Raw genomic sequence first — 20,226 nt, forward strand, 5'->3', positions numbered from 1 at the left:
GATGCCTCAGCATGAATGACTGGAGCCATTCTTCTTCATCTGGCCCGGAGCGCAGCCCTTCTTCCCATTGTTCTCATGGGATGAACCGGCTTGGCTTGCGCCGGTGCCGACGGTGCTGCCGGTTTTATCGCCGTCAGTCGACGATGCTCCCGTGCCGACTGAAGAGGCCGAATTGGCGTCACCTGACCCTGCGGCCGACCCACCGGTCCCGACAGAACTGCTCGACGTGCCGCCGCCCGCAGAGGAACCGCCTGTGCCGAGTGTCGATGCCGAACCCGAGCCGGAACCGGAGCCTGCAGCAGAACCACCGGTGCCCACGGTGCCGCTGGACTTGCCGCCGCCTGCCGACGATCCACCTGTGCCGATGGTCGAGGCGGAACCGGAACCGCAGTTTTTAGTTCCGGCAGGGCAGTCGCCACCGCCGGCGGAACTTCCACCAGTACCAACGGTGCTGCTCGAAGTTCCGCCGCCCGCCGACGATCCGCCCGTGCCGACGGTGCTGGATGACTGCGCGAATGCCGTCGCCGTCGTGCTTGCCAGCAAGGCTGCAGCGAACGCAATGTGGGTGAGCTTGATCATGTGATTTCCTCCGAATGTTTGTGTTTTGCCTTGGGTCAGTTTGACCGGCGGCTGTCTGGCAAACGAAGGGGAGTGCCGGCTGTTCCAAGGCTACGACCTCAGTCCGGGGTGGATCAGACCAAGGTCTAACCCACTGTAACGCATTGTGAATTTGCCCTTGTTTGGCAGCGGTTGATCGGGCTCGCAAGGTGCAGCATGCAGTTTCAAGGCCGGCTGAAGGTCTGCTCTTTAGCGAATTGGTGTCGCAAAGCAGCCTGTCTGATTCATGCCTACTTCATACCGCACACGCGTGCCGGCGGCCGCAATAAGAAGGCGATCGGAAGGCTCCGCCCTATGAACAACGGCAGGTCAGGTGAGGGATCAGCTCAGAGCGTGTCGATCAGCCCTCCGTCCACGCGCATGGAAGCTCCTGTCGTCGCGGATGCCAAAGGCGACGCCAGATAGGTTACCAGGTTGGCAATTTCCTCGACGCTTGCAGCTCGTTGGATAATCGAACCGCCACGATGCTTCTTGACGAAGTCCGCCGCGACCTCCTCGATCGGCTTGCCCGTCTTCGCACGCTCTTCGGCAAGCATCGCCTCGACGCCTTCGGACAGTGTCGGTCCGGGAAGAACCGAGTTCACAGTAACGCCCGTACCAGCCATGCGCTTGGCAAGCCCACGGGCAACCGCGATGTCCGCGGTCTTGCTGACGCCGTAATGAATCATCTCCACCGGTATGTTAAAGCCGGATTCCGACGCGATGAAGATGACGCGGCCCCAGTCGAGCTTCTGCATGCCCGGAAGATAGGCACGTGAAAGCCTGACGGCCGACATGACGTTTACCTGCCAATGGCGATCCCAGACCTCGTCGTCCGCATCGAAGAAGTCGAGCGGCTGGAAGATGCCCGCATTGTTGATCAGAATATCGACATGATGAACCTTGGCGACGAGAGCGTCACACCCTTCAGCGGTTGCGACATCGGCTGGTACGGCGCTCACGCTTCCCCTGGCACCTTCGCCTTTCAGGCGTTCGGCCGCCTTAGCGGTCTTTTCTTCAGACCGTCCGTTGACCACCACGTTCGCACCAGCCCTCGCAAGCTGGCGGGCGATCGCGTAGCCGATGCCTTCGGTAGATCCAGTAATCAGCGCGGTTTTGCCTGTGAGGTCGATCTGCATCTGCGGCTCCTTCTGAGGTTGGATCAGTGAAGGTATGATCTGGCGGTCGGTCTCGCAACAGCCCGCGACGTCGATGATCCTTTCGGGTGGGACCCGTGGCGGTGCCCTGGAAGCGGGTTTGCAAGCTGATCCAGAAGCAGATGACATTCTCTCAGAGTTCGAGCAGTGATCCGGCAAGCGCGACACTTGGAAAGAAGGCAACAGCTCGATTGGCAGACCTAAGGTGTCCGCCGTCCCTTATGAACCGTCCGGAAACCGGTAATTCATTCTCGTATAAATCTGCTCGAATCCGGCCACAATGAGATTGGCGTGAGAGATATTCGGCTCATCGGCCGACGGTTGGGCGGTTTCGACGACGAATGTCTGAACGCCCTGGCTGGCGCCTTGGTTTAGACGCGCGGCAATCAGGGCCCTCTGTGCCCCGCGATTGCAAAACTCGGGAACGGTCGAGCCACCGCCAAGCCAAGCACAGCCGTCTGCCGCATACATCGCGCCGGTCGCAATCGGCCTGCCGTCCAATTCCGCGAAAAAACAGCTCCAACCGTCCTTCCCGACGATCGCTGACCAAAGCGGGGTCAGGTTTGCCGGAAAGTGAAATCCGGCGCACATCATCGAACCGAAGATCTCGGCTTCGGTGACATTGACCTGCCGGGTCGCGACCTCTCCAGAATGGATGAGTGGCGTGGAAGGCGCTGTTCGCCGTAGTTTTGCCCATCCGTGACCTTGGGCAACAAGGCCTCGTTTCCTTATCCAGTCGTGTGTCCGTTGAGGAGCGGTGGCAGCGTTCATTTGTAAGTAGCGTCGGCCCGCCCTTTTGCTCATCCATTCACAGGCCATGTCGAGATCTTCAGGTGCCACGATGCCGAGCACCCGATTGAGACCGATGGCGGGCGCGCTTGGCAGCGATATTGCGCAACCTCCAGCCAATGGCATGCAGCGAAACTCAGCCTGGTCGACGAACGTCTGGGGCGCGATCATGAAGAGGTCGATAAATGCTTTCACTTCGATGATTTCTTCTTCCGGCACCATTTGGTGCGATGCTGACGGGCGATCCATGCTCGTGTCCTTAACGATCAAACGGCCAAACAGACTTCACCGCAGCGACGTCAGCAGCGGTGTAAGCCGGCGGTTGCGAGCGGGGTTAAGTCAGGAAGTCCGCTATCGCGGTGGCAATTTCTCGGGAATGCGTCTCCAACGCGAAGTGGCCGGTATTGAGGAGCTGGATCTCAGCGTTCGGGAGATCGCGTCTAACGGCCTCCGCACCTGCGGGCAGGAAGAAGGGATCCTTGTCGCCCCAGATTGCCAGGAACCTGGGTTGATGCCGGCGGAAATATGCTTGAAACATCGGATACAGGACCACGTTGCTCGCGTAGTCGAGCGCAAGGTCGAATTGGATTTCTTCACTATCCGGACGCGCCATGTAGAAGGCATCGAGCGAATAGCCATCGGGAGACACGTTCGATAAATCCGAAACACCGTGTTCGTACTGCCAGCGGATGGCGAGAGGTTTCATGATCTCGCGCAGGGCATCGCGGTTGGCGGTCGTGGGATCGGACCAGTATCGCCTGATCGGATTCCAGACGTCGCTCAACCCCTCCTCGTAGGCATTGCCATTTTGGGAAATGATTGCCGTCACCCGCTCGGGAAACTTCATCGCGACGCGGAAACCGATGGGCGCTCCGATATCGAAGGCGTAAAGAGCAAACCGCCCGATGCCCAGCGCCTCAATGAACCTCTGGATGATGCGGGCAAGATTGTCGTACGTGTAGGCAAAATTTGTGCGCGCAGGCGCTTGCGACTGGCCAAACCCTGTAATGTCGGGTGCGATGAGGTGAAATCGGTCCGCAAGCAGTGGAATAAGATCGCGAAACATGTGGCTCGATGACGGAAACCCGTGCAGCAGTAACAGGGCCGGTTTGGCTGGTTCTCCGGCCTGCCGATAAAATACATCACGACCGTCGATATCAACGCGGTGATGGGTGGTATGCGTCATGTCGTTCTTTCCCCATAGAAACCGAATCGCTGAGACCGGGAGTGCTCTCGCCGTTTATAAGCTCGGACCGGTTGCGCCACCGGCTGTCGTGGCCATAGGCCAGCGCGACCTTTCGGGATTGCTGTTGTTCCAGCCGTCCTCCGCACGCCGTTTCTGTTGCAGAAGCTCGTGAAAACTCCTGCAACTGGGTCTTGTGGCGTTCATTATCTTCCTCGCAAGGCCTCGAGCCGCGTATGCAATTCTGCATTCTCCGACTCCAGTTCGGCTAAGCGTTCACGCAACGCTGCCACCGCTTTCGCGACCTCCTCTTCGGTGTAACGCGGTGTGATATGTTGAGGGCAGTTCCAATCGAAGGCTTCCAGCCGCAGTCGAAAAATCCGCTCTGCTTTTGCTCGGTAGCCGGCGTCGAAAACCAGGTCGGCCAGCGCCGGGTCGGCATCGAGTGTCAGCTTCTCGACATGCATGTAGATCTTGAGGCGGGCTCGTCGCGGGTAATCCACCACAAAGAGACAGGCCCGGTCATTTGCGGCAAAGTTTCCGGTACTGATATATTGGCGGTTGCCCCTGTAGTCGGCGAACGCCAGTGTTTTCCTGTCGACGATTTTCAGAAAGCCCTTTGGACCACCGCGATGCTGAACATAGGGCCAACCGGTTTCCGACACAGAGGCAATGTAGAAGCTGTCCCGTGCAGAGATGAAAGCCAGTTCGCTGTCGGTGAAGCTGTCGGATTCCCGATGGTGGTCGCCTAACCAGATCTGGTCGGCACCCATTTCAGCTTGTGCCAGCCGCACATTCGGAGTGACTGCAACTTCCAAAAAATGGTATGGCATGGGGATCTCCAAAATCTGGAATTTGGTAACGGCTTTTCAGCGGTGCGACCTCGACTTGACGGAAACCTTCGCCACACCGCCGGCAACCATGCCTGATCGTCACTTCTTTGCGACGCGGCGATCCAGGAAATCGTTGATTAGCGGAGCAGCGACGTCCAACTTTTCTTCGAGCAGGAAGTGACCTGAGTTCAGGATATGAAGTTCGGCATCCGGAAGATCCTTGAGATAAGGATGAGCGCCGGCCTCAGGAAAGATGTAATCATTCTTGCCCCAGACGATGAGCGTGGGCGGCTTGCGCTCACGAAAGAAACTTTGGAACGCGGGGTAAAGCGGAACGTTGGTGCGATAATCATACAACATGTCGAGCTGGATATCCTTATTGCCAGGTCGGTCCAGAAGAGCCTGGTCGTGAACCCAGTTGTCAGGGCTGATGCGCGACACGTCTTCCATGCCATCGGTATACTGGAACCTGGTCGTTTCGAGCGTGACCAGACCGGAGAGCGCCCCGCGGCTCTTCTCCGACCCATCGGACCAATAGGTCTTGATGGGATCCCAGAATTCCTTCAGCCCTTCATCATAGGCGTTGCCGTTCTGGATGATCAGCGCACTCACCCGTTCCGGATGTTTCAGCGCCAGGCGGTAACCCACCGGTGCACCATAATCCATGACGTACATTGCGTAGCTTTTGACCGCCAAATGGTCGAGTAACTTGTCTACGATATCGGCGACGCCGCCAAACGTGTAGGCAAACTTACCACGGTCGGGAGACGCGCTTTGGCCATAACCGGGATAGTCCGGCGCGATGACGTGGTATCGGTCTGCAAGAAGCGGGATCAGATTCCGGAACATGTGGGAGGACGTCGGAAACCCATGGAGTAGCAGCACGACCGGAGCGTCGGCCGGGCCAGCTTCCCGGTAGAAGATATCGAGGCCCTCGATCTTTGCGGTTCGGTAGTGGATGGGAACCGGAGCTTCGCGAAGCTCCGCCGTGGCGTGCGCAGGAAGTGCGCTTACCATTGTTGCCGTGGCCATGCTGGCGGTCGCCAACATCAGGCACATGATCAAACTACGCATGATAGTCTCCCCATAGGTCGAGATGAAACGAAAGTTGGTTTCGAGTAAGGGCTGCTTTGGGCCGTTCGGGTCGCGATAAACCACGTCACCGAATGCTGTTGCATCAGTCAGGAAATGGCAGTGATGCAGAATTCCAATGCACGTAGATGTTTGAGTGAGGGCAACGACGGATCAGCCGACGTCGCCATTCGTCAAGGGCTTCTATGCGTAGGAGTAAGCGGGTTTCTGATCGCTCTCAATTGCGATCTAGGTCGCCTGCAACTAGACGGTGGCATTGCAACCATAGACCTTCGTATATCGATTTGTCCTTACGCAACACCTGGAAATCCCGTAACTATTTCCGTCGGACGATCGGCCACCCTTCTCTACTTCCTGACATGAGTCGGAACTTCTAGGCTCGCGAACGTCTCAAACTCTGAACGGAGAGTGCGGTGGAACGAGAGCCGGAAACCGATCCCATTATTGATCTAATCCCCGCCATGGTGTGGTCCGCAACGTCGGAAGGCATGCTCGATTTTGCCAACCAGCATTTTCTCGAGTTCATCGGGGCGCCGCTTGAGGAAATCTCCGGAGTGGGATTCTACAAGCTATTTCATCCTGACGACACGTCACATCTCGCTTCGGAATGGCATGACATCATGGCCTCGAAGCATGCCAGGGAGGTCGTGGGCAGACTGAGGCGCGCAGATGGCCAATATCGTTGGTGCACGCTCCGCCAGAAGCCGCGGCTCGATGCAGAAGGAAATGTCCTGAGATGGTATGGTGTGGTCCTCGATATCGAGGACCGCAAACAGGCCGAAAACGCATTGAAGGAAACGAAGACTGCGCTCGCGGCCAGCGAAGAGAACCTCAGCCTCATCATCAATTCGCTGCCGGTTCTCGTATGGTCAGCGCGACCGGATGGCAGCGCCGATTTTGTCAATAAAAGCTGGCTGGACTATGCGGGTCGTCCTGCCGACCAAATCCTCGGCTGGGGCTTCCTGGACCTTTATCATCCAGACGATATTCCCGGCATGGTGGACATCTGGAAGAGAGACCTCGAGCATTCCGACCACACTGTTTTGAAAGGACGTATTCGCGGAGCAGACGGCAAATACCGTTGGTTTTACTTCTCCGGACGCAAGCTAGTCGACGCCAACGGCGTCGTTCGTTGGTTCGGCGTCAATATCGATATCGAAGACCTGCAATATGCGGAGAACGCTCTTCGACAAAGCGAAGCTGCGCTCAGGGAAAGTGAACACAAGCTCAATCTAATCATCAACACGATACCCGCAATGGCTTGGTCGTGTACCTCGGATGGCCGGCTTGAATATTTTAATCGAAACTTGATCGATTATGTCGGCCTGCCTTTTGAAGAGATCGTCGGCTTCGGTTTTTATCGCATGTTTCATCCTGATGATGTCGAGCCGATGCGTATGGCCTGGGACGATATCGTAGCTTCAAAAAAAAGTCGTCCGGTAGACGCCCGCATCAGACGCGCCGATGGCGAATATCGGTGGTTCAACCTACGGCAAAGCCCCCTTCTGGATCCAGATGGAAACGTTGTCAGATGGTACGGCGTCGTCGTGGATATCGAGGATCGCAAACGGGCGGAAGAGTCCTTGCGACAAAGCCAGAGCGAACTCGCGCATGTGACCCGGATGACGGCAACAGGTGAACTTGCCGTTTCAATTGCCCATGAAGTCAACCAGCCGCTGATGGCAATCGTCACGAATGCGGGCACATGTCTGCGATGGCTACAGCCGGGTCACACCGATCTGGAGCAAGCGCGGCTGGCAGCCGAAAGGATCGTCAGGGACGGGCATCGCGCCGGCGACATTATCACCAGTATCCGGGCAATGGCACAAAAGCTGCCTGCGAAAATTGAGCAAACCGACCTCCGACCTGCCGTGCGCGAGGTGCTGAATCTGTTGACTGGCGAACTTCAAAGGCGCGGGATAGACGTTGTTCTTGATATGGCGGAAGTGCCTATTGAAGTCGTAGGAGACCGGACACAACTGCAGCAAGTCGTTCTAAACTTGATCATGAATAGCGCGGAAGCGATGGCAGCTTCTTGCGAGGCACGACGCATCGTCATCCGATGTACTATAGATGAGGAACTTGTGAAAATGAGTGTTTCGGACACGGGGCGCGGGGTAGCTGTTCACCAGTTGGAGCGCGTTTTCGAAGCATTCTACAGCACGAAGGCCGAAGGCATCGGAATGGGCTTGTCGATATGCCGTTCCATCGTCGAAGCGCATGGCGGCCGGATTTGGGCTACGGCTGCGGAGAACGGGGGAGGGGGACAGTTCACGTTTACCTTGCCTCTGGCAGAGGGCGTGAGCGTCCATGATAGATGATCGCAAAAGAGGCCGGCCGACAGTCATTATCATCGATGACGACCAAAGTGTCCGCGAAGCATTGAGAGGATTGTTCGAGTCTGTCGGACTTGTGGCTGAAACCCATTGCTCTGTGGCCGAGTTTCTTGCTGTGGATGATCCTGATCGTGCAGGCTGCATTGTACTGGATATCCGCTTGCCAGGTCAGAGCGGCCTGGAGTTCCAAGAGGCGCTCGCAAGAGGCGGGCGCCCAAGGTCTGTGGTGCTGATCAGCGCTCATGTGGACGTCGCGATGGCTGTCCGCGCCATGAAGGCCGGAGCTATCGATGTGCTTACCAAGCCAGTGCGGGAGCAGGACCTGCTCGAAGCGGTGAACCGCGCCTTGGCAAGCGATAGCGCTCGCCGGGAAGAGGCAAGCCAAACGGCTGCATTGCGCCAAAGGTATTCCAAACTTACCGACCGTGAGCGGCAGATTATGACACTGGTTGTCGCCGGGAAGCTGAACAAACAAATTGCGGCTGAAGTTCAGCTCGCTGAGGCCACCGTGAAGCTTCACCGCGGTCACATGATGCGAAAAATGCATGCATCGTCAGTTGCAGATCTGGTCAGGATCGCGGGCATTCTGGAGGTGTGAAAGCAGCTCTTGGAGGAGCGGGCTTCGATCCCTTTCAATCCGCTATCGACGTGGACCGATATCGTTCTTGCCCATTTCAAATCCCTTGAAATCTGGCATCGTTCTGCGTACTTTGATATCAAAGTCATCGTTCGTACGGAGGTGATATCAGTGCCGGCGGTCACCATTCGAAATCTTTCTGACGAAACACATCGTGCTCTGCGGGTGCGAGCGGCACATCATGGCCGCAGCACCGAGGCCGAGATCCGTGACATTATCGAAGCCGCTGTCCGTCCCTCTGAACGCGTGAAGCTAGGTTCCTTACTGGCAGCTATTGGCCGTGAAGCTGAGCTTTCCAATCTGGATGTCGAAGCGCTTCAGAATAATCGCGATGACACTCCTGCTGTACCGATGCCCTTCGAATGATCTTGTTGGACACCAACGTCTTATCCGAACCGTGGAAACCGGCTCCCGATGAGCGAGTGGTCGCCTGGCTAGATGCCCAAGCCATCGAGACGCTGTTTCTTTCCGTAATGACGATTGCTGAACTTCGCTTCGGGATTGCGGCCATGCCGCTAGGGAAGCGACAAACCATCCTTCACGATCGACTTGAGGGCGAAGTGTTGCCGCATTTTTCCGAGCGCATCCTGTCCTTCAATCTGGCGAGTTCGCAGTTCTACTCGGAACTGATGGTGCGCGCGCGAGTCTCTGGGAGGACTATCGGCACGTCTGATGGCTACATTGCAGCTACAGCAGCAGCGAACGGCCTCGCGGTCGCAACTCGCGATACAAGCCCGTTCGAGGCTGCCGGGTTGAAAGTGATTAATCCCTGGGCCCGATAACGATAGTCTGAATCCACCTATGGTTGGTTCACTTCGCTTCAAGTGCTTCCGGTTCGACGAATCTTCCAAGAGGGCTGGTCTGGATCAGGCGTTACGCCGCCAATTGCCAGGCGTGGTGCCGACCATAGCTGCAAAGACGCGCGTGAAATGGCTTTGGTCCGCGAAGCCGCAGGCGATGGCCACTTCGGCGAGTGGAGTGTCCAAGTTCCGCAGGAGGTTGCGGGCCCGGTCTATTCGCTCCCGTAGGACCCATTGATAGGGCGTCATGCCAGTCGTCTCGCGAAAGGCACGAATGAAATAGCCGCGCGACAGGTTGCAGACCTGGGCAACCTCTGAAATCGACACGTTGCCGTCGAGGTTTTCGAGAAACAGGCTTTTTGCCAGATCCTCATGCGCACGCGAAAGGCTACCCGTCCTGTTGCAGGCTTTCGCGGGCCGGCCTCCGTAGCGCTGAACGAGGTAGGTGCCGATGGCAGTCGCCATCTGGTCGACGAACAGCGCGTTCGCCTCGTCTGGCTTTTCCAGTGCCGGGATCAGCGCCCGAGCGAGATTGGCAAGTACGATATCTTTTGATGCAGTTTCAGCTGATAGCGACGTCACGCCGGGCATTTCAGCATCATCGGCGATTTTGGCGAGGGACGCCGGCGAAATTTCAAACAACACGAAATCGAAAGGACCGCGGAGATCCGCCTTGTAGGCGTTCGAGAGATCGCGAATATAGATCGAGTTGTCGGCAAATTCGTGGAAAGTCGCATGATGTTCGTGGAAGATGCGCCGCGTGTGGCCACCGAGCGAGGAAACCCCGACCACGAAACCTCGGTCGCTCGCCGGCGTCATGACCTGATCGAGTTTCGTGTTGTCTGTCGCCTTCCGAAAGATATCGATGTCTGAACCAGGTAGGCTTTGGTTGACCGACAACTGCTTCAACGAGCACCCGAACCCGTCAGTCGAGTTTCCAGTGGAAGATGGGTGGCGGAGGGGGAGAACTTGGACCACGACGCACTTCTTTCATTTTTTAAACACGCGAACACCGGACCTGCCAGCCTTGGCAGCTTTCTAAACCATGTCTACCTCATAATAATTTGCAAAATCTGCCCCGCGAGGATCCTTTTATTCAAGATGGACAGTCGAGACCCGTGTAGGAAAATATCAAGCGCGGCATCTCGTCGGTAGGGCTATATAGTCCCCAGTCAGGATGATCGAGACACATATGAGTGAAGCGTTGACGGTCAGTGAGAAAATTGCGGCGTGTTTTGGGATCAATGCCGCAAGGGCGCTGGCGATCAGGCCTCTTTACGAAGAAACGCTTACTGTCGTCCATCTCGAGCACTCCTATGACAACAGCGAACATACAGTCTTACTGCCGGCCGATGATGCTTTTCTGGTCGTGCTCTATCTCGTCGACGTCGATCATTGTGACATCCTGCCGGACGGGGCACGGACGCCTCTGAAGACCTATTCCAGAGGTTCCATGTGTCTCATCAGTCTGAGGAATGGCGCGGCAATTTCGGTTCGTGGCCGCTTCGAAGCGCTCGCATTTCATATCCCAAGCGCGCTGTTCATCGAGCTCGCCGAGGAAGCCGGCGAGCCGCGTATCGATGACCTTACAACCTGCCGCGGGATTGACGATCAGGTGGTCCGCAACATAGGCGGTGCGCTGATGCCGATGTTCGACATGCCGGACGAGGTCAGGGACACACTGCTTCCTCATATAGGATTAGCGCTAAGCGCCCATCTTGCGCATCGTTACGGACGGTCTCCCATCCAGCACCTTTCAGGCACCGGTCAACTGTCTCCGCTTCAGGAAAAGCGTATCAAGGCGTACATCGCCGCGAACCTGTCGGGCGGCACGCCGGTGGATAAGATCGCCGAAGCGTGCGGGTTTTCAGTCGATGCGCTCTGTTCCGGATTTTTGCGCACGACCGGGCAGTCCGTTTCGGAATGGATTGCGTCATATCGAATGAGCAGAGCCCAGTCGCGGCTGAGCAGAACCGGTGAAACGATTGCCCAGATCGCTGAAGAGTGCGGGTTTCCGAATGAAGATGAATTCGTCGCAAGCTTCACGAAGGCCGAGGGAGTGCCTCCCGCAGCGTGGCGCTTGCGCAACCGGCACTGACAAAAAGCCATCGAGCAGCACTGCGCTTGAGCGAAGAATCAGAAAAGGAAACGCACGGTGACCCACTATAGGCCGAGCTTCTGCAGCCGGATCCGGGTGCGGCGAAAATGGCCCCACCCGGACGGTCCGATTAAGCCTGGATAAATGCCAGGAGGTCGGCGTTCAGGACGTCGGCATGCGTTGTCAGCATGCCATGCGGATAACCCTGATAGACCTTCAGGGTGCCGTTTTGCACGAGCTTGACGGATAGCTTGCCGGCGTTGTCGATCGGCACGACCTGGTCGTCGTCGCCGTGCATGACGAGGGTCGGAACAGTGATTGCCTTCAGGTCGTCGGTCTGGTCGGTCTCGGAGAAGGCCTTGATCCCATCGTAATGGGCCTTGGCGCTGCCCATCATGCCCTGTCGCCACCAATTCTGAATGACCCCGGGATAAACCTTGGCGTCGGGACGGTTGAAGCCGTAGAACGGACCGGTGGGGAAATCGACGAACAGCTGTGCGCGGTTCTCGGCTACCCCCTTGCGAATGCCGTCGAAGACCTCCATCGGAAGGCCGCCCGGATTTGTCTCGGTCTTGAGCATCAAGGGCGGAACGGCTGAAACCAGGACGGCCTTGGCGACGCGGCCGGCCGGCTGGCCGTATTTTGCCACATAGCGAGCAACTTCGCCGCCGCCGGTTGAATGGCCGATATGAACGGCGTTCTTCAGGTCAAGCGCTTCAACCACGGCGAATGCGTCGGCAGCGTAGTGATCCATGTCGTGACCGTCGGAAACCTGTGCAGAACGACCGTGGCCTCGGCGGTCATGGGCGACGACGCGGTAACCCTTTGCCAGGAAGAATAGCATCTGTGCATCCCAATCGTCCGACGAGAGCGGCCAGCCATGGTGGAAGACGATCGGCTGGGCATCCTTCGCACCCCAATCCTTGTAGAAGATTTCGACGCCGTCCTTGGTGGTGATGTAGCCCATTCTATTGTCTCCTTCGACTGGGGTGGGGGTGGAAGAAATGTTGGCGGCAAACCCGAAAGATGTGGGAAGTGCCATGGTAGCTGCGGCGGCAGCTCCGGACAGCAAGGCGCTGCGGCGGGTGATGGAGGGGAAGTTCTCGGTCATTTCGCGTACCGTTGTCCTTTCAAGGCAATGATTTGCGGGCAGCGGTGGATGCCGGTCTGCCGCGTTGTTAGGCGGCTCTCGGCCGGTTGATTGTCAGGAAATGCCGCACGACCGGCTTGTCCGTCCCTGAGTGATAGGCGAGGAGGTGGGCTTGCAGGTCGGCATCGGCATTGGAAACCCTCTTGTGCTGGCGAAGATGCTCGGCCCAGGATTCGACCATGAACCATTCGACAATCTTTTGCGGATCGGCGGAGTCCTCCGTCACCCCCCATCCGTAGGCGCCGTCCCGCCGCCGCTCGTGAGACATCTCATCCAGCGCATGCAGGAAGGCTGCGCGATGATGTTTTTCGACAAGGTATTCTATCAGGATCAGAACAGGTCCACGGTCATGGGCCACAGGCTCGGCGACCAAGGGTTCTGGCCAGTGATTGGAGGGCACCATATCCGCGTCGCCGGCCGGCAGCTTCAAGCGATGCATGACGAAGCCCGCAACGATCAGTCCCACCGCGCCAATCAGCAGCGCTCCCGGCACCCCGGCAGCTTCACCAACGGCACCCCAGCCAAGGCTACCTGCCGTCATCGCGCCATTGAAGACGGTGAGATAGACCGCCAGGCCGCGACCGCGGACCCAGTTCGGAAGCACGGCCTGCGCTGCGCCGTTCAGGGTGGTCAGGGCAGTGATCCACGCGCCCCCGAGAAAGAGCAGGACGATGATGGCAACCGATTTTGGCGGTGAGAGCGACAAAGCGGCCATGACGAGTGCCGTGATAACAGCGGCACCGAGAAGCAGGCCATCGGCATTGAAGCGTTCGCGCAGTTTAGGCATGATCAATGCGCCGCCGATCGCGCCAGCGCCGACAGCGCCAAGCAGGATGCCGTAGAAGCCTGCGTCACCACCGAGCAATTGTCGGGCGACGAGCGGCAGGAGTGCCCAGATGGCACTGGCAAAGGCAAAGAAGATCGCCGCGCGCAAAAGGACGACATGCAAGGGTCTGCTGGCGCGGGTATAGCGCAGGCCCGCACGGAACGCGCCGAAGAAGCCTTCAGCCAGCGCATCATTGGCGTTCTTTGCCCGCGGCCACCAGACGAGCGCCGCGATGACGACGAGATAGCTCGCAACGTCCGCGCCATAAGTGACGCCGGCGCCGAAGGTGGCAAGGAGCAGGCCGCCGGCAGCGGGCCCAATCGACCGGGCGATATTGATGCCGAGCGAATTGAGCGCGACGGCGCTCTTGACGTCCTCTCTCTTCACCAGTTCCGGCACGATAGCTTGCCAGGTCGGTCCCATTAACGCGGCGCCGATACCACCAAGGAAGGTCAGGCCGATCAGCGCACTGACTGAAAGCATGCCGGTATTTGCCAGGATCATGAGGCTTACGCTGACCGACGCGAGCAGGATTTGCACGGCAATCAGGAACCTGCGGCGATCGAGAATATCGGTGAGCACACCCGCAGGTATTGCCAGAAGGAAGATCGGCAGGGTTCCGGCCGCCTGCACCAGCGCGACGGCGGCCGGCGAGGCCGACAGGTCGGTCATCAGCCAGGAACTGGCGACATCACGCATGAAGCTGCCGGTATTTCCGAGGACGGTTGCAGCCCAAAGAACTGCAAAGACTGGCTGCGCAAGGGGAGCAAAGCTGCCCCCGGAGGATTTGAGAGTGCTCATTTGCAAGCTCCCTTGGTCAGATCGTTTGCGGCGACAATGATGAAGGCGCCAGCCAGCCCCAGATGTTCGAAGAAGGCGTTGGTTGCCATGATGCGATCCATTCCCGGGGGCATTTCCCAGAACCGGAGGGCGATAAGGGTGGCAAAGAGCGTGAAGCCGGCGAGCGCCAGCGCTGCCAGCCAACGCAGGAAACCGGACAGGATCATCGCGGAGGCCGTGAGTTCGAACACGATCACGGCGACCGCGAAGAAGGCAGCCGGATGAAGGCCGAAATGCTCCATCTCGCCGATTGCACTCTGGAAGTCGAAGAGCTTGGTCAGCGGCCCCTGGATATAGGCCGCGCACAGGGCAAGCAGCGCAAAGGTTCGGGTGACGGGTGCGGCAACGATCCCGGCAATACGCGGGCGCCAGCTTTTGGTGGAGAGAATGTCGTTCGTCATGTCGGTTCCTGCAATGTTGGCCGCTCCGGCCATGCGGCGGCGTTGTTTCCATCTGATGGAACGATATTGGCCGCAAAGATTAGCGCCAACAATTGCATCAAAAATTGAGATTCTCTTGCGATATTCGCAACAGTCTGCGGGGCAGCGACCTGATGCTGCCCCATGGAAGACATTGGAAAAATCACACAGCCCAACAGGCACAACCAAGCGCGCCGAAGAAGCCCTTGAGATCGGCGATCGGCAGTTTCGATGTCCAGGCACCGGCGTGGTCGTGACCGTGGACGTTGCAGGAAGTGGCGCAACCGCATGTCGAGATCGCAGTCCGGCGCAAGGAATTCATGCCGGCGCCTTGCGGTTCGCCCCATGCCGCATAGCCGCCGAATGTGCGAACGGGTGACCAGTCCGGCATGGCGGGCGGGACATCGTTCTCGTCCAGCCCCGAGAATTCGCCCGCAGCGTAGACGATCTTGCCGCCGACCATGGTCAACTGCGAGGTGAGGTACGAGATCTCGTCTTCCGCGCAGGAGAAGAAGTCCTTGTCCGGGACGACGACGTCGGCGAACTGGCCGTTTTCGATCCGCCCCTTCTTGCCTTCCTCGTTGGAGAACCAGGTGACCTTCTCCGTCCACATGCGCAGTGCCGTCTCGCGATCGAGGCAGTTGGCGCGCGGGTAAAGTTGCATCCCGCCAACCGTCTTTCCGGTCACCATCCAGGCAAGGGAAACCCATGGATTATAGGAGGCGACACGGGTCGCATCGGTCCCTGCCGAGACGTTGACACCCTTCTCGAGCATGCGCCTGATCGGTGGCGTGGCCTCTGCGACGCCATGGCCGTAGCGCTCCACGAAATATTCGCCCTGATAGGCCATGCGGTGCTGGGTGGCGATGCCGCCGCCGAGCGCCGCGATGCGGTCGATCGAACGATCCGAGATCGTCTCGGCATGGTCGAAGAACCAGTTGAGACCTTCGAGCGGAATGTCCTTGTTGACCTTCTCGAAAACGTCGAGCGAACGGGAGATGGTCTCGTCGTAGGTGGCGTGAAGCCGCCAAGGCCAGCGGTTTTCGGCCAACACCCGAACGACGTCCTCCAGTTCGCCCTCCATTTCCGGCGCCATTTCGGGCCGTGGCTGGCGGAAGTCCTCGAAGTCAGCCGCGGAGAAGACCAGCATTTCGCCAGCGCCGTTGTGGCGGAAGTAGTCATTGCCCTGCTTGTATTTGACCGACTGCGTCCAGTTGAGGAAATCCTGCTTCTCTTCCTTCGGCTTCTGCGTGAACAGGTTGTAGGCCAGACGCACCGTCAGTTGATCCTCACCCGAAAGCTTCTGGATCACCGCATAATCGTCCGGATAGTTCTGGAAACCGCCGCCGGCGTCGATCACGCCGGTAATGCCCAGCCGGTTGAGTTCGCGCATGAAATGGCGGGTGGAGTTGACCTGGTATTCGAACGGAAGCTTCGGCCCCTTCGACAAGGTCGAATAGAGAATGCCAGCATTCGGCTTGGCGAGCAGAAGGCCGGTCGGATTGCCGTTGGCATCGCGGGTGATCTCGCCGCCAGGAGGGTTCGGTGTATCTCTGCCATAGCCGACGGCGCGGAGCGCTGCGCCGTTCAGCAGCGCGCGGTCATAGAGATGGAGCAGGAAGACCGGGGTATCGGGCGCGATGGCGTTGATCTCGTCGATCGTCGGCAGGCGCTTCTCCGCAAACTGGTGTTCGGTAAAACCACCGACCACGCGAACCCATTGCGGAGCCGGCGTGATCGCCACCTGTCGCTTCAGCATGTCCATCGCATCGGCAAGCGACCGGACACCATCCCAGCGGAGTTCCATGTTGAAGTTGAGGCCGCCGCGCACGACGTGGGTGTGGTTGTCGATCAGACCGGGCAGCATGCGCTTGCCTTTCAGGTCGATGATCTTCGTATCCGGTCCGGCGAGCGTCATCACCTCGCTGTCGGTTCCCACCTCCAGAAACACGCCGTCCTTGACGGCGACGGCGGTGGCGTTCGGATTTGCGCGATCAAGCGTCGTGATCAGTCCGTTGTGAAGAACGATATCGGCGTGCATGGAAGCAGCTCCCGTCTTGATGGGATCGGCGGCGTTCGCCGGTGAAAAAAGATTTGAAAAGGCAAAGCTCGACGCTGCGCCCAGGAATGTGCGGCGCGTGGTCATCAGCTTTTCCCCGACGTCGGATCTTCACGAGGCAGGGTCAGGTTTGTGCCGCCCTTCGGAAGGTGCCCGAACATGTGCGGCTTGACCTGGTGAAGCCAGGAGACGGCGGCGGGCTCGCGTGCCCAGATGCTTTTTGCCAAGGGCACCAGCTGCTCACCGACGAGGATGCCGAGCAGGCCGATGAGGGCGACAACGGGCGGGGCGGGCGAACGGACATTGAGCAGGCTGTATATTACGCCCACCAACAGGCCGGCACCGAGGGACAGCAGATAGATTTTCATCGCGGATCACCTTCGCTTGGAGAGAAGCAGTTCACCCCGGCTGGCGACCGCCTGCCGGGGTGATGACGGTTTTACTTCGCAGGGTTCGGGCCGATCCGCTTGCCATGGCGGACCCGCTCGGCGCCGCCGTGAACGTGAGTGACCGCATAGTCGATACCCATGCCGTAGGCGCCGGAATGCTCCTTCACCAGCGACGTGACCGCGTCATAGGTTTCCTTGCGTGCCCAGTCGCGCTGCCATTCAAGCAGGACCTGCTGCCAGGTGACCGGAACGACACCCGCCTGCACCATGCGGTCCATTGCATATTTGTGCGCGTCGAGCGACGTGCCGCCGGACGCATCGGCGACCATGTAGATCTCATAGTCTGTGTCGTTCATGCAGGAGAGCGCAAAGGTCGTGTTGCAAACCTCCGTCCAGAGGCCGGCGACGACGATCTTCTTGCGGCCATCGGCGGCATTCTTGGCAAGCGCGTCGCGGACGTTCTGGTCGTCCCAGGAATTCATCGAGGTGCGCTCAAGGATATCATTGTCCGGGACGACGGCGAGCAGTTCCGGGAAAGTGTTGCCCGAGAAGCTGTCGGTCTCGACGGTGGTGATGGTGGTCGGGATGTTGAAGATCCTGGCAGCCTTGGCCAGACCGACGACGTTGTTCTTCAAGACCTGGCGGTCGATCGATTGGACGCCGAAGGCCATCTGCGGCTGCTGGTCGATGAAGATGATCTGACTGTTCTGCGGGGTGAGGACCTGAAGCTTGCTGGACATCTCGTGTCTTCCTTTGACTGGGTTGAAGCTAGGTAATGGGGCAGGAAAGGCGGCACGTCTTGAAAGTTATGCCGCCTTATTGTTGGAAAGCGACGTCAGGCGGCGAGCGGTGTCAGCCCGGCCTCGATCTGGTCACGATAAGGCTCGTAGCGAGCCGGCAGTTTCAAAGCCTCGCCGAGGTGTGCCGTGTCTTCGTCGCGGTCGAAACCGGGTTCGTTGGTGGCGATTTCGAACAGGACGCCGCCGGGTGTCCGGAAGTAGATCGCCCAGAAGTAATCGCGGTCGATGACAGGCGTCACCTGGTATCCTGTATCCATCAGGGCCTTGCGGACTTCGAGCTGCTTTGCGCGGTTCTCGACGGCGAAAGCGATGTGATGCACGGAACCCGCGCCCTGCCTTGCGAAAGGCGTTTTCGGAAGGACTTCGAGGTCGATCGTGTCGGCACCATTGCCGCCGGGGATGATGAAGCGGGTGACGTCACCATCCGTTTCAGTGCGCTGGTAGCCCATGAAACCGAGCAGTTCGGACGTGGCAGCGGCGTCATGCAGGCGGAATCTGGCACCGGTGAAGCCGTGGATGCCGACGCTTTCGTCGATGCCGGCGCCAGTCCAGGCCTTTCGGCCATCGGTTTCGGTTTCGACAAGGGCAAACCCTTCGCCGTCCGGCCCTTTGAACAGGAGGCGGGGAGCGCCAAAGGCAGTGTCGGTCTGCAGACTGCCGCTTCCCTTTGCCGATAAGCGATCCTGCCAGAAGGACAACGAGCCCTTGGGCACCGCGAACTGTGTGTCACTGACTTCGCCGACGCCGGGACGGCCGCGCATCACGTCGGGAAACGGGAAGTAGGTCATGACGGAGCCGGGGGTACCGGCCTCATCACCGTAATAGAGGTGGTAGACGTTGGGATCGTCGAAATTTACGGTCTTCTTGACGCGGCGCAGGCCAAGCGTGCCCGTGAAGAACGCGTTGTTCTGACGGGCATCCGATGCCATCGACGTGATGTGATGCAGTCCTTTGATATCCTTGATCATAATCCTCGCCCTTCCGCGGCTGTGTTGGTTTGTCTGGTGTGATTGAAAATCTACGTCGGTTGATCAGGCGTGGAAATTGCAATAATAGTTGTCAGTGAATTGCCATTGGTGAAATAATCGATGAACGACTACAAGCTGCTCCGAACCTTCCTGCTCGCTGCCGAGAAGCGGAGCTTCGCGCAGGTCGCGCGCGAGCTCGATATGACGCCCGCAGCCGTCACCCGGGCGATTGCGGCCCTGGAAGAAGATCTGGGCGTGCAACTCTTCGTGCGCACCACGCGCCAAGTGTCGCTGACGACGGATGGCGCGATCTTCGCCGCCCAGATACAGCCGGCGGTGCAGGCGCTCGACAACGCGCGCAAGGACGTGATGAATTCCCACAAGGCGGATCATGGCCGCCTTCGCATCAGCGCGCCGACCTGGTTCGGCCAGCAGGTCCTGCCGCCCATCCTCTCGGCATTCAGGGAGCGCTATCCCAAGATCAGCTTCGAAATCTCGCTCGCCGATGGACTCGTCGACATCATCGACGACGATTATGATCTGGCGATCCGCATTTCCGCGGCACCTTCGGACAAGTTCACGATCTGGCGCAAGATCAGCGTCGTGCGCCGTATCCTCGTCGCAGCGCCCGGCAGCCGGTTTTGCGACATGAAGCACCCGAACGAGCTCATTCCCGACGATTGCCTGGCCTATAGCGGCGAAAGCAAACGGGAGACCTGGTCACTGTCGGACGGCAGTGGCAGCGCCACGATTTCTGCAGGCCGTGCATTCAGCGCCAATAGCGGAGAGGTGCTGGCGAGCATGGCGGCCGACGGCGTCGGGGTCACCATGCTGCCCAAGTTCCATGTCGCCGAGCATCTGCGGACCGGACGGCTCGTCCACGTCCTGCGGGACTGGTCGCCGCCAGACTTATGGCTGACCCTGTACTACCCCCCGTACCAGGCCCTGCCGCCGCGCATCGCCTCGTTCTCGAAGTTCTTCGAGCAACAGATCCCGGCGTTCCTCTCGGCGATCGAATGAGCTTTGCCGATAAAGCAGGTGCGGTTGCTCCAACGAGGTCTTTCGAAAAGGAATTTGCAGAATCTTAGGCGGCGCACCAAGGGGCTTCCGGTCCATCTCGGTGGCCGGTCGCTCGATCCCGTTCAAGGCGACAATTTGGAAGTTCGGCGACATCTTCTCCCAATCCAGTCATCTGCCGGGCTTCCACATCAAAATACGCCCAAGAGCCGGACGACGGAAGGTCTGTGGTTGAC

General features: G+C 58.8%; 21 protein-coding genes. 6 read left to right on the forward strand and 15 right to left on the reverse strand.

Annotated elements, in window-relative coordinates; translation table 11 throughout:
- Nucleotides 1-6: 6 nt before the first annotated feature.
- From EEQ99_RS02915 to EEQ99_RS02945, 7 genes are all read right to left on the reverse strand, one after another.
- Nucleotides 7-579, reverse strand: a complete 573-nt coding sequence (locus tag EEQ99_RS02915; RefSeq protein WP_127430004.1) for a hypothetical protein — start codon at nucleotides 577-579, stop codon at nucleotides 7-9.
- 365 nt (nucleotides 580-944) lie between these two features.
- A complete protein-coding gene (locus EEQ99_RS02920; protein WP_097596310.1) occupies nucleotides 945-1,736 on the reverse strand; it encodes an SDR family NAD(P)-dependent oxidoreductase in 792 nt (263 codons plus the stop codon).
- Nucleotides 1,737-1,973: 237 nt separating this feature from the next.
- The gene (locus tag EEQ99_RS02925) at nucleotides 1,974-2,792 is read right to left on the reverse strand and encodes a GNAT family N-acetyltransferase (RefSeq protein ID WP_097544239.1); all 819 of its coding nucleotides are present in this window, start codon (nucleotides 2,790-2,792) and stop codon (nucleotides 1,974-1,976) included.
- 85 nt (nucleotides 2,793-2,877) lie between these two features.
- Nucleotides 2,878-3,729 carry an alpha/beta fold hydrolase gene (locus tag EEQ99_RS02930; RefSeq protein ID WP_127430005.1) on the reverse strand — a complete coding sequence of 284 codons (852 nt, stop codon included), beginning with the start codon at nucleotides 3,727-3,729 and terminating at the stop codon, nucleotides 2,878-2,880.
- A complete protein-coding gene (locus EEQ99_RS35575) occupies nucleotides 3,701-3,976 on the reverse strand; it encodes a DUF1348 family protein (RefSeq protein WP_244653192.1) in 276 nt (91 codons plus the stop codon). Before EEQ99_RS35575 ends, EEQ99_RS02930 begins: the two co-directional genes overlap by 29 nt.
- The gene (locus tag EEQ99_RS02940; protein ID WP_028757558.1) at nucleotides 3,933-4,559 is read right to left on the reverse strand and encodes a pyridoxamine 5'-phosphate oxidase family protein; all 627 of its coding nucleotides are present in this window, start codon (nucleotides 4,557-4,559) and stop codon (nucleotides 3,933-3,935) included. Before EEQ99_RS02940 ends, EEQ99_RS35575 begins: the two co-directional genes overlap by 44 nt.
- 99 nt (nucleotides 4,560-4,658) lie before the next feature.
- Complete coding sequence (locus tag EEQ99_RS02945) at nucleotides 4,659-5,633, reverse strand: alpha/beta fold hydrolase (RefSeq protein WP_127430006.1); 975 nt, start codon at nucleotides 5,631-5,633, stop codon at nucleotides 4,659-4,661.
- Between the two features lie 431 nt (nucleotides 5,634-6,064).
- Between EEQ99_RS02945 and EEQ99_RS02950 the strand changes: the two genes are divergently transcribed.
- The 4 genes from EEQ99_RS02950 (at nucleotide 6,065) to EEQ99_RS02965 (ending at nucleotide 9,406) form a co-directional block, all read left to right on the forward strand.
- Nucleotides 6,065-7,972, forward strand: a complete 1,908-nt coding sequence (locus EEQ99_RS02950) for a PAS domain-containing sensor histidine kinase (RefSeq protein WP_028757556.1) — start codon at nucleotides 6,065-6,067, stop codon at nucleotides 7,970-7,972.
- Nucleotides 7,962-8,585 (forward strand): response regulator transcription factor, encoded by a 624-nt coding sequence (locus tag EEQ99_RS02955; protein WP_028757555.1) that lies wholly within the window; start codon nucleotides 7,962-7,964, stop codon nucleotides 8,583-8,585. Before EEQ99_RS02950 ends, EEQ99_RS02955 begins: the two co-directional genes overlap by 11 nt.
- A gap of 150 nt (nucleotides 8,586-8,735) precedes the next feature.
- The gene (locus EEQ99_RS02960; RefSeq protein ID WP_097544240.1) at nucleotides 8,736-8,990 is read left to right on the forward strand and encodes a FitA-like ribbon-helix-helix domain-containing protein; all 255 of its coding nucleotides are present in this window, start codon (nucleotides 8,736-8,738) and stop codon (nucleotides 8,988-8,990) included.
- Entirely contained in the window at nucleotides 8,987-9,406 is a 420-nt protein-coding gene (locus EEQ99_RS02965) for a type II toxin-antitoxin system VapC family toxin (RefSeq protein WP_097544206.1), read from the forward strand. Before EEQ99_RS02960 ends, EEQ99_RS02965 begins: the two co-directional genes overlap by 4 nt.
- Before the next feature lie 84 nt (nucleotides 9,407-9,490).
- Here EEQ99_RS02965 and EEQ99_RS02970 read toward each other — a convergent pair whose 3' ends face one another.
- A complete protein-coding gene (locus EEQ99_RS02970; protein WP_127430154.1) occupies nucleotides 9,491-10,324 on the reverse strand; it encodes a helix-turn-helix domain-containing protein in 834 nt (277 codons plus the stop codon).
- Nucleotides 10,325-10,616: 292 nt separating this feature from the next.
- Between EEQ99_RS02970 and EEQ99_RS02975 the strand changes: the two genes are divergently transcribed.
- Nucleotides 10,617-11,522: a helix-turn-helix transcriptional regulator gene (locus EEQ99_RS02975; protein WP_244604755.1), complete on the forward strand. Its 906-nt coding sequence runs from the start codon at nucleotides 10,617-10,619 to the stop codon at nucleotides 11,520-11,522.
- Between the two features lie 130 nt (nucleotides 11,523-11,652).
- Here EEQ99_RS02975 and EEQ99_RS02980 read toward each other — a convergent pair whose 3' ends face one another.
- The 7 genes from EEQ99_RS02980 to EEQ99_RS03010 form a co-directional block, all read right to left on the reverse strand.
- Nucleotides 11,653-12,489: an alpha/beta fold hydrolase gene (locus EEQ99_RS02980; RefSeq protein ID WP_373289066.1), complete on the reverse strand. Its 837-nt coding sequence runs from the start codon at nucleotides 12,487-12,489 to the stop codon at nucleotides 11,653-11,655.
- A 211-nt stretch (nucleotides 12,490-12,700) separates the two neighbouring features.
- Nucleotides 12,701-14,299, reverse strand: coding sequence for an MFS transporter (locus tag EEQ99_RS02985; RefSeq protein WP_097623383.1), 1,599 nt, complete (start codon nucleotides 14,297-14,299; stop codon nucleotides 12,701-12,703).
- Nucleotides 14,296-14,739 carry a DoxX family protein gene (locus tag EEQ99_RS02990; RefSeq protein WP_097544243.1) on the reverse strand — a complete coding sequence of 148 codons (444 nt, stop codon included), beginning with the start codon at nucleotides 14,737-14,739 and terminating at the stop codon, nucleotides 14,296-14,298. The genes EEQ99_RS02985 and EEQ99_RS02990 overlap by 4 nt, the downstream gene beginning before the upstream one ends.
- Before the next feature lie 181 nt (nucleotides 14,740-14,920).
- Nucleotides 14,921-16,903 carry an amidohydrolase gene (locus EEQ99_RS02995; RefSeq protein ID WP_127430007.1) on the reverse strand — a complete coding sequence of 661 codons (1,983 nt, stop codon included), beginning with the start codon at nucleotides 16,901-16,903 and terminating at the stop codon, nucleotides 14,921-14,923.
- Entirely contained in the window at nucleotides 16,903-17,184 is a 282-nt protein-coding gene (locus EEQ99_RS03000) for a XapX domain-containing protein (RefSeq protein WP_097544210.1), read from the reverse strand. Before EEQ99_RS03000 ends, EEQ99_RS02995 begins: the two co-directional genes overlap by 1 nt.
- A gap of 71 nt (nucleotides 17,185-17,255) precedes the next feature.
- A complete protein-coding gene (locus EEQ99_RS03005) occupies nucleotides 17,256-17,945 on the reverse strand; it encodes a hydrolase (protein WP_097544211.1) in 690 nt (229 codons plus the stop codon).
- A 95-nt stretch (nucleotides 17,946-18,040) separates the two neighbouring features.
- On the reverse strand, nucleotides 18,041-18,973 hold the full coding sequence (locus EEQ99_RS03010) for a ring-cleaving dioxygenase (protein ID WP_127430008.1): 933 nt from the start codon (nucleotides 18,971-18,973) through the stop codon (nucleotides 18,041-18,043).
- A gap of 120 nt (nucleotides 18,974-19,093) precedes the next feature.
- On the opposite strand from EEQ99_RS03010, the gene EEQ99_RS03015 reads away from it, so the two are divergent.
- The gene (locus tag EEQ99_RS03015; RefSeq protein WP_097596370.1) at nucleotides 19,094-19,993 is read left to right on the forward strand and encodes a LysR family transcriptional regulator; all 900 of its coding nucleotides are present in this window, start codon (nucleotides 19,094-19,096) and stop codon (nucleotides 19,991-19,993) included.
- Nucleotides 19,994-20,226 lie beyond the last annotated feature (233 nt).

Origin of the sequence: Rhizobium anhuiense (assembly GCF_003985145.1) — a bacterium.
Taxonomy (GTDB): domain Bacteria; phylum Pseudomonadota; class Alphaproteobacteria; order Rhizobiales; family Rhizobiaceae; genus Rhizobium; species Rhizobium anhuiense.

What these genes read in the sequence shown, in the direction of transcription:
- EEQ99_RS02915 (WP_127430004.1), bottom strand. Translation starts at nt 579, where the DNA reads ATGATCAAGCTCACCCACATTGCGTTCGCTGCAGCCTTGCTGGCAAGC.
- EEQ99_RS02920 (WP_097596310.1), bottom strand. Translation starts at nt 1,736, where the DNA reads ATGCAGATCGACCTCACAGGCAAAACCGCGCTGATTACTGGATCTACC.
- EEQ99_RS02925 (WP_097544239.1), bottom strand. Translation starts at nt 2,792, where the DNA reads ATGGATCGCCCGTCAGCATCGCACCAAATGGTGCCGGAAGAAGAAATC.
- EEQ99_RS02930 (WP_127430005.1), bottom strand. Translation starts at nt 3,729, where the DNA reads ATGACGCATACCACCCATCACCGCGTTGATATCGACGGTCGTGATGTA.
- EEQ99_RS35575 (WP_244653192.1), bottom strand. Translation starts at nt 3,976, where the DNA reads ATGCAGAATTGCATACGCGGCTCGAGGCCTTGCGAGGAAGATAATGAA.
- EEQ99_RS02940 (WP_028757558.1), bottom strand. Translation starts at nt 4,559, where the DNA reads ATGCCATACCATTTTTTGGAAGTTGCAGTCACTCCGAATGTGCGGCTG.
- EEQ99_RS02945 (WP_127430006.1), bottom strand. Translation starts at nt 5,633, where the DNA reads ATGCGTAGTTTGATCATGTGCCTGATGTTGGCGACCGCCAGCATGGCC.
- EEQ99_RS02955 (WP_028757555.1), top strand. Translation starts at nt 7,962, where the DNA reads ATGATAGATGATCGCAAAAGAGGCCGGCCGACAGTCATTATCATCGAT.
- EEQ99_RS02965 (WP_097544206.1), top strand. Translation starts at nt 8,987, where the DNA reads ATGATCTTGTTGGACACCAACGTCTTATCCGAACCGTGGAAACCGGCT.
- EEQ99_RS02975 (WP_244604755.1), top strand. Translation starts at nt 10,617, where the DNA reads ATGAGTGAAGCGTTGACGGTCAGTGAGAAAATTGCGGCGTGTTTTGGG.
- EEQ99_RS02980 (WP_373289066.1), bottom strand. Translation starts at nt 12,489, where the DNA reads ATGGGCTACATCACCACCAAGGACGGCGTCGAAATCTTCTACAAGGAT.
- EEQ99_RS02985 (WP_097623383.1), bottom strand. Translation starts at nt 14,299, where the DNA reads ATGAGCACTCTCAAATCCTCCGGGGGCAGCTTTGCTCCCCTTGCGCAG.
- EEQ99_RS02990 (WP_097544243.1), bottom strand. Translation starts at nt 14,739, where the DNA reads ATGACGAACGACATTCTCTCCACCAAAAGCTGGCGCCCGCGTATTGCC.
- EEQ99_RS02995 (WP_127430007.1), bottom strand. Translation starts at nt 16,903, where the DNA reads ATGACCACGCGCCGCACATTCCTGGGCGCAGCGTCGAGCTTTGCCTTT.
- EEQ99_RS03000 (WP_097544210.1), bottom strand. Translation starts at nt 17,184, where the DNA reads ATGAAAATCTATCTGCTGTCCCTCGGTGCCGGCCTGTTGGTGGGCGTA.
- EEQ99_RS03005 (WP_097544211.1), bottom strand. Translation starts at nt 17,945, where the DNA reads ATGTCCAGCAAGCTTCAGGTCCTCACCCCGCAGAACAGTCAGATCATC.
- EEQ99_RS03010 (WP_127430008.1), bottom strand. Translation starts at nt 18,973, where the DNA reads ATGATCAAGGATATCAAAGGACTGCATCACATCACGTCGATGGCATCG.
- EEQ99_RS03015 (WP_097596370.1), top strand. Translation starts at nt 19,094, where the DNA reads ATGAACGACTACAAGCTGCTCCGAACCTTCCTGCTCGCTGCCGAGAAG.